The organism is Pseudobacillus sp. 179-B 2D1 NHS, assembly GCF_045370945.1.
In the GTDB taxonomy this organism is placed as follows: Bacteria; Bacillota; Bacilli; order Bacillales; family Domibacillaceae; genus Pseudobacillus.
The window spans coordinates 1-17,188 of the sequence record NZ_JBIQDP010000009.1 but is presented as its reverse complement, the minus strand read 5'-3'; the positions used below and the strand labels follow the sequence as shown (position 1 = coordinate 17,188).

The following is a 17,188-nucleotide window of genomic DNA, read 5'->3' as shown; positions in this document are numbered from 1 at the left end:
GCCGTTCTATCCGGCAGCTTTTTTCTGTTTTATTTATTGAATACGAGGGAACTAGAAATAAGAGCCGATTCATTTAAAGGAGTGATCGTATGTATCTAGATAATTTCGTCAATCAGAAAATCCAAATCAGGCTTCGCAACTTTCCCGAAGAGCTTGTCGGGTCCATTACCGGCATCTATCATCCTGACCAGTGGTATATGGTAAAGTTAATGCACACAGAAAGCATGGGCATCTGGGTGGAGAATCCTTGCCACAAGAGAACAGAAGTGATGAACGAATCAGGAGACGAAATCCCCTCTGAGCACCAGAAGGAAGAAACGTGCTCTGTTCATCTTTTTATTAGATGGGAATACATTAGTTCCGTCATTACTTTTCCAAACAAAGATACTGTCGGTCTCGACAAAAAAGCTACCCTTATCGGTTTCCATGCTTAAACGTAGCCTCCTGCCCTGTGCAGGAGGCTATATTTCTCTTTTGTTTATCCTCTCCGAGTTGTATAGAGGCCAAATCAATGGTCGAACATTCAGCCGCTGTGTATGCTCACTTATTCGATTTCAATTTCAATATTTTTAACATAAGCAGCCGTCCCTGAAATAGAAAGGTCTAGTTGATCCTGCTCTCCTTTTATATGTACGTACACTCGTCCTTCCTTATCGATTTCATGCCCTTGTTCCACAATAAGCGTCGTTGGCAACACAGTGTCTTTCTTTATAAAAGTTTTATAATACGCTCCCATCACACCTGAAGCGGTACCTGTAATGGCGTCTTCTACTGTACCCGAATAAGGGGATGAAAAGTGGCGAGCATGCATATCGCTGTCATGATCGCGCACTTGGAAACAGATAGGATGTAAAGATGCTTTTGGCCTTTCCTTTAAAATACCTGGAAAGCTTTCTGTCAGAGGATTCATTTTATTGAAGCTTGATAACTCCTTAACCGGAATAATCAACGTCCAAATCCCTGTACTGCCATAAACAATTGGGTAGGTTGGATGTAAGTCCTCTTCCCTTAATCCGATGGATGCTGCTAAGTCCGATCTCGATCCCTTAAATGGCTGAAATTGAGGTTTTGCCTGCTGCATAGTCATCAGTAATTGATCGTGTTCTTCATGAATATATATGGGCAGTACACCTGCATTCGTCTCAATTGTAATAGATGATTGTTTTAGCAAACCGTTCATTCTTAAAGCATAAACCGTTCCCATCGTTGCATGGCCGCATAAATTCACTTCATGTCCAGGTGTAAAATAACGGATACGGAAATCAGCTATTTTTGAAGAAACGACAAAAGCGGTTTCGTTAAATCCTACGGCTGCTGCGATAGCTAACATCTGCTTTTCAGTATAGTCATCACCATTTAATACTACACCAGCCGGGTTCCCCTTTCCGGGAATCGAACTAAATGCATCAATATGTTGTACATTCACTTTTAGCAAAATAATTTCCCCCCTTCATTATGTAAGCCCGTCTATCTAAAAAATGTTTACAGTAATTGTGACTCACAGACTGCAACCAGCACTATGTCGAGAGATCAATCTCCATTTTTATCTATCTCTATTATTTTCGACTATAGACTAACTGCCTCCTTTCTCCCTACTAATAAATAATCTGCCTAAATAGCAACTATTCAATTGACAACTTCCCCATCTCTCGCTATATTAAATATTTAGCATTTTCTGAAGAAAATGTATACGGAAAGAAGGTGTTCTTTTGTTACCTGAACAGCGCAAAAAAATGATTATTTTGATGATTAATATGTTTATAGCTATCGGCAGTTTTGGCATTATCATCCCTATTCTACCTGCTTATCTGCTGTCGATTGGCCAAGGCGGAACAGCGGCCGGCTTAATTATTGCTATTTTTGCCGGTGCTCAGTTGATCATGTCCCCTATCGCTGGAAAATGGGCCGATCAATACGGCCGGCGTATTATGATTATTGCAGGGCTTAGCGGACTGGCTCTCTCTATGTTTGTATTTTATTTTTCCGATACGATCAGCATTTTATATCTTTCACGCGTTATTGGCGGGATTGGAGCAGCTTTATTAATCCCGGCTATCTTTGCCTATGTGGCCGATATTACCACAATGGAACAACGCGCTAAAGGAAATAGTCTGATTTCTGCTGCCATGTCTCTCGGTATCGTTGTCGGCCCTGGTGTAGGAGGATTCCTTGCTGATTTTGGCCTCAAAATGCCGTTGCTCGTTTCGGCTATTATCGGTGTGGCCGCTGTGGCTTTCTCCGCTATTTGGTTAAAAGAAAGCAAGGAAGAAGTCGGCTTCTCATCTGGAGTAGATGATGAGCGAATGGTAAAGAAGCTCGCTCAATCTGTTCGAAAGCCTTATTTTATTCCACTTATTATTACACTTGTTATGAGCTTTGGATTAATGGCTTATGAATCTGTTATCGGACTTTTCGTTGATAATAAATTTGGTGCCACTCCCCAGGAGATCGCCGTCATGGTAACGGCAACAGGTATCGTCAGTGTAATTGTTCAGTTATTTATCGTGGACCGCATCGTACACCGGTACGGTGAAGGAGCTGTATTGAATATGTTCCTAGCTGTTACAACAATCGGGTTCCTCTCGTCTTTTTTTGCTTCAAGCTATGCCTTATTTTTTATTGTTACGCTTATGATTTTTCTCGCTTCATCCATTTTACGCCCGGTGCTAAATACGCTTATATCTAAGCTGGCAGGCAATGAACAGGGCTTTGCGATGGGGATGAATAATGCTTATATGAGTATCGGCAATGTGCTTGGTCCGACACTCGCCGGTCTTCTGTATGATGTGCATATATACTATCCATTTCTGCTAGGGCTCATTATCCTTGCTTTGACGATGCTTGTCTCCATAGCATGGCAAAGGAAACAAAAAACTGCCGGTCGCAATGCAGCTGTATTGAAATAAACTATAGTTTTTACAGAAAAGAAGCAAGACTCAAAGAATATTTGAGTCTCGCTCCTTCTTTTTTATTTTATTGACCGCACAATTTTTCTGCAATGCCAACGAAATATTCTACTCCGTATTTTAGAGCATTTTCGTCAATTTTAAATTGAGGATGATGCAAAGGATAAGCTTCTCCTAACTCTTCGCTATGCACCCCGATAAATTGCATAGATGCAGGAACAGCTTCAGAGTAAGCAGAGAAGTCTTCTGTTCCGAACATCGGCTCCTCGACATTAATTGCGTTTTCCTTTCCGCGAATCTCTTCTACAACGGCTCTCGAAACATCAACCGCCTCTTTTTTATTGACGACAGCTGGATAGCCTAAATACCAGTTTATTTCATAGGTTGCTCCGTGTGCCTCTGTAATGCCTTTGACAATTTTCTCAAGATGCTCCCTCGCTTTCACTCGGCTATCAGGATCCAAAGAACGGATTGTTCCACCGAGCTCCGCATATTCTGGAATAACGTTAAGTGCGCCTCCGGCATGGAAGGTAGTAACTGAAACAACCGGGGCTCTAAGGGCCGAAATTTTTCTGGAAACAATCTGCTGAATATTGGTCGTAATTTCCGCACCGATAATCAAAGGATCAATCGTTAATTCAGGAGTAGATGCATGGCCCCCTCGCCCCGTAATTTTGATTTCAAAGTCATCAGCCGCTGCACAGAATACACCTTCCCGAATGCAAATAGTTCCTGTCCGCTCATAAGGGCTAACATGAAGAGCAAAAGCATAATCTACCCCTTTCATTGCCCCTTGCTTAACTAATTCCTGAGCTCCTCCCGGCAGGACCTCTTCCGCATGCTGAAAAATAAATCTAATTTCTCCAGCAACCTCTGCTTTTTTCTCAGAAAGCACTCTTGCCGCACCTAATAGCATCGCTGCATGCGCATCATGACCGCATGCATGCATCACACCGGGATTTTTTGATTTAAATTCCACATCTGCTTCTTCTTGAATGGGAAGCGCGTCAATGTCCGCTCGAAAAGCAATCGTATGCTCTTTTCCTTCTGATTGCTTTGACCCTTTTAGAACAGCCAGCACACTCGTTTTTGTTGGCCTTGTCACTTCAAGGTTTGGAAATGTTTTCAATAAATTATAGATGTATTCAGAGGTATTATGCTCCTGGTAAGAGAGTTCCGGATTTTCATGAAAATGCCGTCTCCATGAAATGACCTCTTTCTCTACTGTCTCCAATACTGCCTTCATTCTAAAGACCTCCCTTATTTTTTTAATGTTGCATGATCGCTTCTCTGCGTCGTCGTTAAAACGGGCCATAATGAATCACTTGAGCAATCACTAAGAAAATCACAGCTATCACAACTTGAATGGCTAGATAGGGAAGAACCCATCTCACCCATTTCGTAAATGATATGCCCGCTACAGCTAATCCCGCCAATAGCAAACCAGAAGTCGGGAAAATCATGTTGGATATTCCATCTCCGAGCTGGAAGGCTAATACAGCCGTTTGTCTTGTCACACCCATCAAGTCTGCAAGCGGTGCCATAATTGGCATCGTAAGAGCAGCTTGTCCGCTTCCGGATGGGACAATAAAGTTGAGAAACATTTGTACGATAAACATCCCAACAGCATTAATCGCCGGCGGAAGATGCTCTACCAAACCTGCAGCGTAGTATAGGATGGTATCCAACAAGCCCCCATTGGTAATAATAACGAGAATGGTTTGCGCGATACCGATAATCAATGCTCCAGAAACCATATCGCTCGCTCCAGAAATAAAACCGTTAGCCATCCTAGACGGAGATAATCCTCCGATAAAACCCATAATGATGGCACTTAATAAAAACAAGCCGCCAATTTCACTAATATACCAACCTAGTTTAATCACTCCGTAAACTAAGAATATAAAGTTTAAAAGCAGAACCATTAGAGCAAGGAAGTGTCTTTTGCCCATTTTAAAGCTCTTGTCAAGCTGTGTCTGTCCCTCTCGACTGAACTTTCCGTACTCACCAAGCTCCGGATTTCTTTTTACTTTCATCGCATGACGATAAATATACACGACTGTTAGAACATAAAAAGCAGCAAGAATGGCGATCCGCAAGCCCATTCCAGAATACATCGGCAATTCGGCGATGCTCTGGGCAACCCCGACATTAAATGGATTCGTTAAACCGGAAATAAACCCGGTTGCTAACGTTCCCAGCATGACAATGGCAAAACCGGTAAGTGCATCGAATCCCAAGGCAACTGTCATGGGAACTACAATGGCAATATACACTAGCGCATCCTCAGCTGAGCCAATGAGCGTCCCTAGCGAGGCGAAGACTAATACCATCAGCGGAATAAGTAATTTCTCTTTTGATCCGAATCGGACAGCTACAAATTTGATAAACGAATCAATTGCCCCAGTGGCCTGCATGATGCCAAGGGCCCCACCAAATAAAAAAACAAACAATATAATGGAAGCGCCTTCAATCATCCCCGCATGAACACTGCTAAACATTTCCAATAACCCTACTGGTGTGGAATCAACAAACTGAAAAGAACTAGGATCGACTACACTTCGGCCTTCTTTTTCAATCCTTGCATATTGACCCGCAGGTAAAATGTAGGTTAAAGCCGTTACTATCGCAATTACTACAAACATTAGAACAAAAGGATTAATTCCCTTTTCCGGCAACTCATTTAATTGGGTAGTAGAATTTGTGGGCTGATTAAGCGGCTCAGAAGAAATATTCTGTTTAGTCAGATTATTCATATTAGACCCCCGGTTATATTTTATCGTCAAGCGATGAAAATTAACTTCAGCTATTTATCTATCATGCTACTGTGCTTTGCTGCCAATTGGGTAAATGCGATAGGTCCATCCTATCGCATCTCAACTGTTTTTTTTACCATACTCTTTATTAAATGATCAAGCATGGCCGGAGTATGAACGAATGCACTGTCGATATGAAGGCGCTCAGTAAGCTGATGGGCATCTTTACCGAACGGTCCTACATTGAGCACAGGTGCTTGAAGCTGAAGCATATCAGCAAAAGGAATCGTGTAAATATCTCCCCAAACGGGTGTATTGCGTTCAAAAGCCTCCCATCCATTGGCTTCATCATGATAGTGGACATAACTTAAATCACAAAGCCCATTAAAATAATGAATCTGCTCCACGTCTACACCAAAATTGCTCGCCACTTTCTTTACTAGCTGAACAGATTCTATAACAAGTGGGTCACCAGACGTATTAACAGCCGGGTAATATGGAGGGGCAAACAACAAAACAATCGCCGGTGCAAGCTCCTGACACTGGATCAGCAGTTTATCAGCGATTCGCAGTGATTTTTCCCGTTCATCCCATTCGGTGTTTTCTTGAACTTCATCTTTTATTTTCTTAACAAGCTCGCTGCCCAGCTTTTCTGCGGCATAAGCAAGCAGCTTTTCATAGCGCAATACTCGAACTTCGCCAACTCCATCAATTTGTTCACTCTGACAAAGCACTTTGTAAGCCTCATTGCACTTTTTTGCTGCCTTTTGTGCCACTTCTTCAAATAGATCCATAATCTCGGAAGCCGTTCTTTTCATTAAAAAGACATTATAAAGAGCAGCCGCACGATAAGGTGTCTGTGTTGAGTATTGTGTTTTCAAATCTTTTTGTTGAAGGGAGACTGGTAAAGGAGTATTTTCACCAAGGTCACTTTCATGAAAAATAGGATTCCATTCCATCATCTGTGTAAGGAAAGAAGCGATATAGTTTGCTGTCATTCCTTTTAACGGTTCCCCGACATGAGTCTCTTTCCCGTAAAAAAGAGCGGCCGGCATAATTTTCCCTAGTGTTCCGGAATAAACATAATGTTTCTCATCACCTGGTTTTTGTGAGAAAGACGGTTCACTATTTAAAAATAGCTTATAAGAAATGCCGTACTTATCGCGCATATTTACGAGCTCTGTGACCGCTGCTCTCATACCCGAGGAATTTACTTCCTCATCAGGAACCGTTAAGAGCACTAGGTTAATCGGCCACTGTTCAATGCTTGCTTTTTCGATTAGAGCCATATGAAGGGCGAGCCCCATTTTCATATCCATTGTTCCGCGTCCGAATAGGTACTTTCCTGACTCAAGATCAATGCGCGCCCCTTCTGGCAGATTACTTTTTCGATTAAGCAATTCTTTCGTCAGTTCTTCCGGTCTAAAAGCAAGAGGTTCAAGATCGCCATACTCTTCTGTCTGGACTGTGTCAAAATGACTAATTAACACAACTGTATCCTTTGCTTCAGGATGTCTATAAAATGCCGTAACGAAATGTCGGCCAAGATCGGCTGGGTGAAGGGATAAATAGTCTGGATGCTTTTTAAAGTAGTCAAGCTCGCTTAATTTTTCTCGAACATTATAAGCAAATTTTCGTTCCCCATCTGTGAAAGTGCGGCTATCCCAGCTGACAAGCTCACATAACAGCGCCCGAAGAGTTTCAGGAGTTCCCCATAATAATTGGCTCATTGAAATCACCTTTCCCGTTTGTTTTTCCATCAGCAGAGACTAGCCCTGCTGATGGAAGTGTTGTTGTAATCTTTAGAAGCGCAAGGATAAGCAGCTTAACCCGCCATCTTGCTTTTGGAATTCTGACATTTCTAATTCGATTGTTTTGTATCCCGCTTCGTTCATTTTGCGTTTTGTCTCTTCGTATCCCTTTGGAATGATGACATAGTCATTTACAAGGATGCAGTTCGCTGAATATTCGTCTTCAGCTGAAACAGTAAGCTGGTCGTATTGGGCAAAGTCTGGATGGCCGATAAATTCACCAGCAGCTACGATCAAGTTATTGCCAAGATAAGCAATCCCTGTTTTTAGATGAAAGAACTTCTCCAATGGAACAATCGTTGCTTTATAGCCTTCCGATTCCATGATTTCTTTAAATTGACGAGCTCCCTCTTCATTTGTACGTTCAGAAATACCAACGTAGAAATGATCTTCCACTTGAAGAACATCTCCTCCATCTAATGTCCCTGGAGCTTTAATATAGTGAAGCTTGTCGTAGAATCCTTTTAAAACCGGCTCCATTTCTTTAATTTCTCCGTTTCTTGAATCAGCTCCCGGATTTGAAATAACAGCAAATTCTGGAGTCAAGACAGCCGTATCTTCAACGAAAGTGGAATCTGGAAACTCTTCACTTGCTGGCAAGTGTGTAACGGCCACGCCGCACTTTTTCAAAGCTTCTACATAAGCAGCATGCTGCTCAAGTAATTTATCATAATCTGGCTTTCCTAGGTCAGATGTTGTTAATCCATTTACATAGCTTTTTCCTGGTGTTTTTACGATGACATTTTTAAACATAAGTGATTCCTCCAATGATTTTTTATTAAGGCTATTTTCGTAAACTATGTTGCCAGTTCATAAAAAAGAATGGTTGATTTCTGCTCCAGACTGATCCGTTGGAGCAGGGCGGACGGTAAGCCTCCTCGGCGCTGTGCGCCTGTGGCGTCTCATTTGTCTCACTGTTCCCCCTGGAGTCTCGCTCCCTCCGTTCCAATCAACTTCTTTATTAGCGATTTACTTTCTCAAAACTTATTAACAAACAATACTCTTTTAAAAAGAGCCTTTATTAATTACGAACAACTGGACAAGTTAAGCAAGTTGGCCCGCCAGTGCCTTTATAGCTGATTTCATTTCCTTTGTATTCATATACCGTAGCCCCTGCATCAAGCAACTGCTGTTTGGTGCAATCGTTTCCAGCAGCAATCACACATACTCTCGGAGCTAGTGCAAGCACATTGCATCCTAAGTTCATATATTCATCATTTGGCACTTCAATTAGCTGAATACCGCGCTCGATCAGAAGCTGCCTGAAAAAAACTGGCATTAGCCGGGAATGCACAACCGCTAAATCGCGATCCACCATGCTGATGAAAGACATAAGGTGAAGACATTCTGCCTCTCCCTGATCGTGGGGAAGCTGAACAATAATAAATTCATCTACAAGGTCGGCTGTCATTTCTTTTAATTGCCGGATGGCTTCATCGTTCGTACGATAACCACGTCCGACAGCGAGTGTCCGGTCATCAAGCCAGACAATGTCACCGCCATCTGCTACAGCATTGCCGGTTAATTCACCGATAACCGGGATGTTCTTTTCTTTAAGAAATTCTTTATATACACCCGCCTCAGGCTGCCTTAATGCCTTTCCAGATTTTAAAATAATGGCTCCTTTGCTTGTAAACTTCACAGGATCATGCGCATACAAAGAGTCCATTCCAACTTTTGAGGATGTCGGTAAATAATCAATCTGGGGAACATGTTTTTCCAGTATGGAAATGAAGTCTGCATACTCATTTAGAGCTTCATTAAAATCTGGTGCTTCTACATAGTTGAACTTTTGCCATTCATTGTTTATTTGATCCTGGCTAATAAAAGCATCATTAGGGTGTTTTACAATTACACGTTCTAATGGTTTATACATAGACGAGCAATATGTCATTTTCTCCCTCCTTATTTTCCGTTGTACGGAATTTGATTCCGTTGTTAGGAAAGTTTCTTAAATTATAAAATTTAATATGTTATACTGTCAATAATGTTTTAATTTTTTTCAGAAAATTTCATTTTATGATTTTGTGGCGAAAGACAGGTGATACGTTTATGCAATCAATTGATCGTGCGATGAATGTTATTCAAGTGCTAGTTTCTGATGAATCGGAAAACTGGCTATCTATTACGGAACTATCTCAAAAATGTGACCTTCCTGTAAGTTCCATGCACCGCTTATTAAAAGCAATGGCTAAGCACGGCTTAATTCAACAAGATGAACAATCTAAACAATATGGTTTAGGCAATATTTGGCTTGAATACGGCCTGCGCATGTATGACAAAATGGATTACATTAGCCAAATAAGACCTGAATTAGAAAGGCTCATGACAAATGTAGAAGAAAGCGTCTACCTTAGCCAGCCGGCAGGAACAGAGTCACTAATCATCGAACGGATCGACAGTGAAAAAAATACGATCCGTGTGTTTGACCAGCTGGGCTTGCGAATCCCGATGAACATAGGAGCCGCTAATAAAGTTATGCTTGCTTACATGCCATACAAACAAGCAAAAAAAATTGTAGATACGCTTCTTCCAGAACAAGAAAGAACAGCTTTTTGGGAATTGTTGAAAGAAACAAAAACGAAGGGTTATGGCATTAGCCATAGCGAAAGAACAGAGGGAACATCCTCTGTTGCTGCCCCGATCTTAAACCATTTCGGAGAAGTGCACGGAGCAGTGAGTGTTGGTTTTGTCAGCTTTAACCTGACAGATGAAAAACTAGGCTTTCTAATTGAGAATGTGATCGAAACCGGTAAACGTATTTCTGCTAAATTAGGATATAGCGGGCTTTAATTATCAAAAGCAATGGATGAATCGGCCTTTTCAAACCGATATACATCCATTGCTTTTTTATATTTGATCAATCATTAAAATAGTTAGACAATATCCTGGTCATCTTCGTCCAAATCTTCCGAGGCTCCTGCTTTTTTTGCCAATTTAAATTTATAAAATAGTACACAAGCAACTAAGAAGCCAGTGCCGTACAATACACCGATTCGCTGAGTCGGATCAAAGACAAGGAAGACAAGAATAGAGAAACAGAACGTGACACAGAACAAAGGAACAAACGGATAAAGAGGAACTCTATATTTCAGTTCTTCCTTCTTCCCTCCCGCTTTTATAAATCTTCTCCGGAACATATATTGTGACAAAGCGATGCCCATCCATGAGATCGTAACAGAAATCCCCGCTATCGACATAAGCAGCACGAACACAGTGTCAGCAGCAATAAAGCTCGTCAGCAAAGATAACAATGAGAAGGAGATTGTAAAAAGAAGAGCATTTAAAGGAACTTTTCTTTTGGACAGCTTTCCAAATAACTTAGGCACCATTCCATCATGGGCCATCGCCCATAATAAACGAGTAGAGGCATATAGACATGAGTTTCCAACAGACAGAATAGCCGTTAAGATAATGAAATTCATGATTCCAGCAGCATATGGAACTCCCGCCAGCTTCATTAATGTAACAAATGGGCTCTCTAACAAACCTAGTTCAGAAGAAGGAAATATAGCAGCCAGAATAATGATAGAAGCAATATAAAATACAATAATTCTGAAAAGCACATTGCGTATAGCCCTCGGAATATTCTTTTCGGGCTCTTCACTTTCCCCAGCAGCAATCCCGATTAATTCGGAGCCCTGGTAGGAAAAAATGACATTCATCATTGTCACAAAAACAATGGCAATTCCAGCTGGAAACAGTCCGGAAGGTGCGAGATTGTTAAAGAAAGGAGCCGGACGATCCGACAAAGGAATAAAACCAAAGATACCGGCAATTCCAATAAGAATAAAGGCGATAACCGCGACAACTTTTATTCCAGCAAACCAGTATTCTGCCTCAGCAAACCCTTTTGTTGTGAGCGCATTCAAAGTAAACAATAGAACGATAAACACAGCACACCAAATCCAAACAGGAACATGCGGAAACCATTGTTTCATTAAAATTCCGGCTGCTGTAAATTCTACGCCGGCGGTCGCCGCCGATCCTACAAAGTACATCCATCCAAGAGCAAAACCAGCGGAAGGACCAATATACTTAGCGGCATATTTTTGGAATGAACCCGTAACAGGCATATGAACAGCAAGTTCGCCTAAGCAGACCATGACCATGTATAGGATGACACCACCGACTAAATACCCTATCATGGCCCCTCCTGCCCCTGCCTGATTAATTGTATAACCAGCATTCAGGAAAAGACCTGTACCAATAACTCCTCCAAGTGAAAGCATAAATAAATGACGTTTTTTCATAGAACGGTTTAATTGTTCGTGAGATTGCATCCCTTCCATTAACCGAACCCCCTAATCTATCAAGGTATAAAACTTTTCAAAAAGCCAGCGCTGCTTATTGCCTAGCAAATTCTACTTTTTTAACCGGTAAACTCCCTCCTATTTTTCCGTATAACGGAATGTCTTTCTGTTTAAAGGAAATCCTTTTGTTAGATTATAAATAATAAAACGATTACATGTCAATATATTTTGAATTCTCTAATATGTAAACGCTAAATAAAATTACCTATCAATATAAAAATCCGCAGTGAAGCTAGTCTGCTTACCGCGGATTCTTCATCTTCTGTTTACACACTGCCCGGTAATCAGAGCAGCCCACTATAAAATCGGCTCTCCGGCAATCAAAACTCAGCCATCTGTCAATCCCACCTTTATAAATAAAAAGCTTGCTCCTAAAATTGAGCACATGACTGCCTACAAAAAATCACCCATTGAATCTTTCCTCTGTCTTCTCATATGCCTGGACAATAAAAAGAACGATTTCCCTTTGAAGGAAAATCGTTCTTTACTTAATAAAAGTAGCAAGCCTGAAGATTATTTTATGGATTTATTATGATACAGTTCTTTGTTCTTTTCCTTTTTCACCTTTACTTTTTTATCTTTAGGTCCCATATGATCAAATCGGGCTCTATCGTATATAGCTGTTCCAACTATTTCTGCTACATCCTGAAGCTTTTCCTTACTGATTTTATCGATGGTATCTTCTGGGGTATGATACCATGGCTCAACTGGCTCGTGGATGAATAGCGCTGCTGGGATTCCTGCTTCGCCAAATGGAACGTGATCACTGCGCCCTCCCTCGGCATAAGGAGTTGGTACACCATTTAACCGTTTACTCGATGCCTGTGCCAGCTCTGTTACGAGATTCGGCTTTCCATCCACTGTATTCATCACAAGATCACCGGCATCCCTGCTTCCGACCATATCGAGATTGAAATTAGCGATGATACGATTTAATTCAGATTCAGGAAGGTTGTCCACATAATATTGAGAACCAATCAGTCCGAGTTCCTCTGCACCAAATGTAATGAAGCGGATTTCAGTATCAGTCGGCAAGTTTTTTAATACACGGGCAAGCTCTAATGTTGTGGCTGTTCCGGACGCATCATCGTTTGCTCCAGGAGCTAATTCCACAGAATCATGATGAGCGCCGACAACGATTACATCATTGTTAGCCTTCTTTTTATTAGTTGGCTTTTTTGTCGCAATGACATTATGGGACTGCCGCTCTTCAGTGACGGCTCCCTCGACTTTTAAAGAAGCACTGGCAGCCTTATTCTGTACGTAAGCTGCTACTGCCTCCCCCTCGGCCTTTGTTAAGGCAACAGTCGGCACATAATGATCGCTCGCTTCACCAAGCGTGCCGTTTAAGGCTCCCTCTTCATTATTATAAATAATCACTCCGGCAGCTCCGGCAGCAGCTGCATTTAATACTTTTTCACCGAAGGAAATCTCTCCACGCTTAATCAGAGCAATTTTACCCGTTAAGTCTACCCCAGCAAGCTCTTCCTTCTTTCCTAATCCAGCAAGAACTATTTCCCCTGTCACATCACCGCTTGGTGTGTATGTAAATTCGGATGGATTTAACTTTTCAGTGAAGCCTTCTACAGACAATTCTAAACTGCTTGGCGATGTGTAACCAATAAAAGTAAATGGTTGAATTTCCACATCATATCCATACGATTTAAATTGTTTTTTAATGAATTGAACAGCATTGTACTCTTCCTTCGTGCCGGCTACACGGGGCACTTTCGCTAAATAATCGATATTTTTATAAATATTATCAGCATTAATTTTATGAATGATTTTATGATCAAATACTTTATAAGGTTGGGACTGTTCTGTCTTAGTGGGCTTAGCTAATACAGCCTGAGTGCCGAACGCACTGAAAGTTAGTGAAGCCGCAAGCGCGATTTTTACTATCGGTTTCTTCATTATTCTTTCCCTCCGCTAAGTTTATTTGTACCTCTAGAGGTAGATTACAATAGTTAGAATATTAAAAATAGAGAAGGAATAACTAAATATGCCAATATTTTTCAAAGAAAACCTTCTCTAACTATAAGAATTGTGCTATTCGATCTAGTTAATAATACGGACAGGCCCTCTTTTCTTGTATTGGTAATTTCGGCTTGATATACTGACTTCAACATAAGGAAAGCCCTTATGAGGAGGGATAAATATGGATCATTTAGTGAAAAAACTGAAAGAATCTGGGTATACTGAAACTTGGCCGCCCGTAAAACGAGTATCATTTGTTTTGCAAAAGTTTGCTGAATGGTTTCCTTTTGAAAATGTCGATGCATTGCTTGGGGATCAGGAGAATATTACGGCGGAATTTTTAACTAATAAGATGGTTAGAGGACAACGCGGCGGGCTTTGCTATGAAATTAATCCACTTTTACTCCTTCTTTTGCAAGAGCTTGGTTTTGAAGCACGGTTAGGAGCCGCTACCATCAAAAATAATGATGATAACTGGGCACTTGACCGCACTCATGCCCTTGTTCTTTTATATTTAGAAGGAGAAAGATATATAGCTGACAGCGGATTTGGGAACCGCCTTGCTCTTTCTCCTCTTCCACTCGACGGTAAAGAAGTTGTCTCTCCTGCAGGTACGTTTAGGCTGCGCACGCACAAGACAGAAAAAGGAGAGATCGCAATGGAATGCCTCAATGATGAAGGACAATGGTTCGTTTGTTATGCCTTTGACTGGGAAGTTGTGCCATGGGAAAAGCTATCCGACATGAAGCAGACCATCCACACCCATCCACATTCTCCCTTTAATAAACGACTGCTCATTGCCCGTACTTTGCCAGATGGAACCCAGTCCATTAATGAAGAGCGTCGGCATACAAAATGGAAGGACGGCCGTGAAGAAACTTTCTCTTTTCAAGATATACAATCCTTGCTTCACACCGTTCGTCATACCTGCTCTCCTGCTTTAGCGACAGCGATAGAAAAGTACAAAGAGCAATAACCTTTTCATTCTAACCGAGAAAAGCCCTCTAGTTTCTTCTGCTCCAAGAGAAACTAGAGGGCTTTTATGTATTATCAGTGAATAGAAAAACCGATTTTCCCTAGCTGTTCGGCTTCTTCCATCCTTTTAAAAGCCTGCTTAAATTTACTGAGCGGATACACAGTATCGACAACCGGCTTTATCTTGTAAGACTCAATAAACTTCAGCATCTCACTAAATTCTTCAGCACTCCCCATGGTTGAACCAAGCAGGTTGAACTGCCCATAAAAGAAAGTGCGCAAGTTGATGTTTACTTCATCTCCTGCTGAAGCACCGAATGTAACGATTGTTCCACCCGGCCGTAATTGTTCGAGCGACTTATTAAACGTAGCTGCCCCGACACATTCGATCACGAGGTCCATTTTTTCATCACCGAGCGCTTGCTGCCAATCCTCATTGCTGTCGATCACTTTATCTGCCCCCATCTCCAGCGCCTTCGCTGCTTTCTCCCTCGAACGAGAGGTGACATAGACAACGGCGCCTGCGGCTTTGGCAAACTGAAGGAGAAAGGTAGCCACTCCGCTTCCGATTCCTGGTATTAATACTTTCATTCCAGGCGTAACCTTTCCTCTAGTAAACAGCACACGATAAGCAGTAAGGGCAGCTAATGACAAAACACCCGCTTCTTCCCACGACAAATACTCTGGCTTAGGTACTGCATTTTCAGCAGGGATGACTATTTTCTCCGCAAATGTGCCATGATCAGGCAAGCCAACAATTTCAAACCCGGCTGGAGGCGCCTCACTGTTCTTTCGCCAGCCAAGCCCCGGATTAACAATGACTTCATCTCCGACTTGTATTCCCGTTACTCCCTCTCCAACCTTTTCTACTACTCCAGCCCCGTCTGAACCAACAATCAGAGGAGGATCTGACGGCTTGTGACGGGTGAGAACAAATAAATCCCGATGATTCAACCCGGCTGTTTTTAACCTGATTTTGACTTCCCCGGCCTTTGGCTGATCCTCTTCCATGTCCCTGTATGTAACTCCTTCAATCCCCGGAACCTCTGCATGAACAACTGCCTTCACTCTCATCCCTCCATATTCATTAATAAAATAAAGCTCTTTTGCTATTTTAGTATGAAACTGCCCCCTCTTGATTATTTTCCTTGCTATCCCTTCTAAAGAGTGATGTAGATACCTACTGCTGCCAGGGAAAGTGTTATTACCACCACGTAGATCCAAGATAAACGAGCAATATTCCCTTTCGTTGCTTTTCTATATTCTTTGTCTCCTTTTGTGCTAACAAAAACAGTTCCATATGCGCCTGCAACCAGCAAGAGTACAACAAATACGAATAATATAACCATCTGCCCCTCCCCCTCTGTTATTTTCTTTTGTATATAAAGCTACTTACCTCCTATCTTAAACTATTTCTTTTAAAATTGAAGTATTTCTGTTTGTTTGCTAAAAATGGACTATAATAAGATAAAGACTATTATAAGGGCAGGTATCGTATATGAAGGATGAGCTACTTTACATAGGGACGAAAATTGTAGACAACCACCTGACTTTAGCTCAAAGAATAGAAGGAGCTATCAATAAAGAAAATAACAAAGCTGAAATAAAAAATACCGCTTCCCTCGCTGAGCGCAGAAAGCATAGATCAAAATTAATCGTGTGTTTTGGAAGAGCTCTATATGAAGAGGGAGACCTTGTTTCTAAAGAAGTGGAGAAATTGGGAAGAAAAACAGCGGAAATTGCTATTCAATATAATATCTCCCTGAGCAATATTCTGAGAGAGATAGCTACTTACCGTACAGTTATTTGGGATGTGTTCACAGAAGAGCTGGAGCAAAGAAAGTTTGCCGCCATTACCATGCTCGATGTTTCAAAAATGATTGATCCTTTACTTGATCAGATCTGCAAAATAATTGGTGAAGTATATGAAGCTCATAGCAATAAGCTTATGAAAATGGCCTATACAGCACTCGAAGAATTGTCCGTTCCCGTCGTCCCAGTTGCAGAAGGAATTGCAGCCATTCCACTAGTGGGAGCCATTGATACACATCGGGCTAAATTAGTAATGGAGGTTGCTCTGGAAGAAGGAGCGCGCATGAACTTATCTCACATGATTATTGATGTCTCAGGCGTTCCTATTATTGACACAATGGTTGCTGATCAGCTATTCCAAGTTATCAGAGCTTTGCATTTAACAGGAGTCAAGGCCACTTTAACAGGCATTCGTCCAGAGATCGCCCAAACAATTGTCAATCTCGGTATTAATTTTAACGAACTAAATCCTTGTGTGAACCTTCAGGAAGCATTAAAAAACCTAGGTTTTCGCAGAATTGAAAGCTGACAAAATAAAAAACAGGCTCATGTACATGAGTCTGTCAGACTGTAGACAAACTCAATGAAATTCTAGAGTTTGTCTACAGTCCTTTTTATTTTGCTTGTGAATGGGGGCT

General features: G+C 41.5%; 15 protein-coding genes. 5 read left to right on the top strand and 10 right to left on the bottom strand.

Features of this window, described 5'->3' with window-relative positions:
• The first annotated feature begins 89 nt into the window (after positions 1 to 89).
• Entirely contained in the window at positions 90 to 434 is a 345-nt protein-coding gene (locus tag ACH0BF_RS10805; RefSeq protein ID WP_120036273.1) for a hypothetical protein, read from the top strand.
• Positions 435 to 544: 110 nt separating this feature from the next.
• Here ACH0BF_RS10805 and ACH0BF_RS10800 read toward each other — a convergent pair whose 3' ends face one another.
• A complete protein-coding gene (locus ACH0BF_RS10800) occupies positions 545 to 1,435 on the bottom strand; it encodes a PhzF family phenazine biosynthesis isomerase (RefSeq protein WP_406909376.1) in 891 nt (296 codons plus the stop codon).
• Between the two features lie 274 nt (positions 1,436 to 1,709).
• On the opposite strand from ACH0BF_RS10800, the gene ACH0BF_RS10795 reads away from it, so the two are divergent.
• The gene (locus tag ACH0BF_RS10795) at positions 1,710 to 2,906 is read left to right on the top strand and encodes an MFS transporter (protein WP_406909375.1); all 1,197 of its coding nucleotides are present in this window, start codon (positions 1,710 to 1,712) and stop codon (positions 2,904 to 2,906) included.
• 67 nt (positions 2,907 to 2,973) lie between these two features.
• Here ACH0BF_RS10795 and ACH0BF_RS10790 read toward each other — a convergent pair whose 3' ends face one another.
• The 5 genes from ACH0BF_RS10790 to ACH0BF_RS10770 all read right to left on the bottom strand — a co-directional run bounded on the left by ACH0BF_RS10790 (position 2,974) and on the right by ACH0BF_RS10770 (position 9,367).
• On the bottom strand, positions 2,974 to 4,152 hold the full coding sequence (locus tag ACH0BF_RS10790; RefSeq protein ID WP_406909374.1) for an amidohydrolase: 1,179 nt from the start codon (positions 4,150 to 4,152) through the stop codon (positions 2,974 to 2,976).
• 55 nt (positions 4,153 to 4,207) lie between these two features.
• Entirely contained in the window at positions 4,208 to 5,551 is a 1,344-nt protein-coding gene (locus ACH0BF_RS10785) for a YfcC family protein (protein WP_406909410.1), read from the bottom strand.
• 221 nt (positions 5,552 to 5,772) lie between these two features.
• Positions 5,773 to 7,392, bottom strand: a complete 1,620-nt coding sequence (locus ACH0BF_RS10780) for a M20/M25/M40 family metallo-hydrolase (protein WP_120038114.1) — start codon at positions 7,390 to 7,392, stop codon at positions 5,773 to 5,775.
• 72 nt (positions 7,393 to 7,464) lie between these two features.
• A complete protein-coding gene (locus ACH0BF_RS10775; protein WP_120036268.1) occupies positions 7,465 to 8,226 on the bottom strand; it encodes a dimethylarginine dimethylaminohydrolase family protein in 762 nt (253 codons plus the stop codon).
• A gap of 268 nt (positions 8,227 to 8,494) precedes the next feature.
• Positions 8,495 to 9,367, bottom strand: coding sequence for a dimethylarginine dimethylaminohydrolase family protein (locus ACH0BF_RS10770; protein ID WP_120036267.1), 873 nt, complete (start codon positions 9,365 to 9,367; stop codon positions 8,495 to 8,497).
• 158 nt (positions 9,368 to 9,525) lie between these two features.
• Between ACH0BF_RS10770 and ACH0BF_RS10765 the strand changes: the two genes are divergently transcribed.
• Positions 9,526 to 10,266, top strand: a complete 741-nt coding sequence (locus ACH0BF_RS10765; RefSeq protein WP_406909372.1) for an IclR family transcriptional regulator — start codon at positions 9,526 to 9,528, stop codon at positions 10,264 to 10,266.
• Positions 10,267 to 10,349: 83 nt separating this feature from the next.
• Here ACH0BF_RS10765 and ACH0BF_RS10760 read toward each other — a convergent pair whose 3' ends face one another.
• A complete protein-coding gene (locus ACH0BF_RS10760; RefSeq protein WP_406909371.1) occupies positions 10,350 to 11,765 on the bottom strand; it encodes an amino acid permease in 1,416 nt (471 codons plus the stop codon).
• 534 nt (positions 11,766 to 12,299) lie between these two features.
• Positions 12,300 to 13,700: a M28 family peptidase gene (locus ACH0BF_RS10755; protein ID WP_406909370.1), complete on the bottom strand. Its 1,401-nt coding sequence runs from the start codon at positions 13,698 to 13,700 to the stop codon at positions 12,300 to 12,302.
• Between the two features lie 244 nt (positions 13,701 to 13,944).
• Between ACH0BF_RS10755 and ACH0BF_RS10750 the strand changes: the two genes are divergently transcribed.
• Positions 13,945 to 14,739 carry an arylamine N-acetyltransferase family protein gene (locus ACH0BF_RS10750; protein WP_406909369.1) on the top strand — a complete coding sequence of 265 codons (795 nt, stop codon included), beginning with the start codon at positions 13,945 to 13,947 and terminating at the stop codon, positions 14,737 to 14,739.
• 74 nt (positions 14,740 to 14,813) lie between these two features.
• On the opposite strand, the gene ACH0BF_RS10745 is transcribed toward ACH0BF_RS10750, so the two are convergent.
• Entirely contained in the window at positions 14,814 to 15,806 is a 993-nt protein-coding gene (locus ACH0BF_RS10745) for a zinc-binding dehydrogenase (RefSeq protein ID WP_406909368.1), read from the bottom strand.
• A 92-nt stretch (positions 15,807 to 15,898) separates the two neighbouring features.
• A complete protein-coding gene (locus tag ACH0BF_RS10740; protein WP_120036261.1) occupies positions 15,899 to 16,087 on the bottom strand; it encodes a hypothetical protein in 189 nt (62 codons plus the stop codon).
• A gap of 149 nt (positions 16,088 to 16,236) precedes the next feature.
• Here ACH0BF_RS10740 and ACH0BF_RS10735 point away from each other — a divergent pair, with 149 nt between their 5' ends.
• A complete protein-coding gene (locus tag ACH0BF_RS10735) occupies positions 16,237 to 17,079 on the top strand; it encodes an STAS domain-containing protein (protein WP_120036260.1) in 843 nt (280 codons plus the stop codon).
• The last annotated feature ends 109 nt before the right edge of the window (positions 17,080 to 17,188 follow it).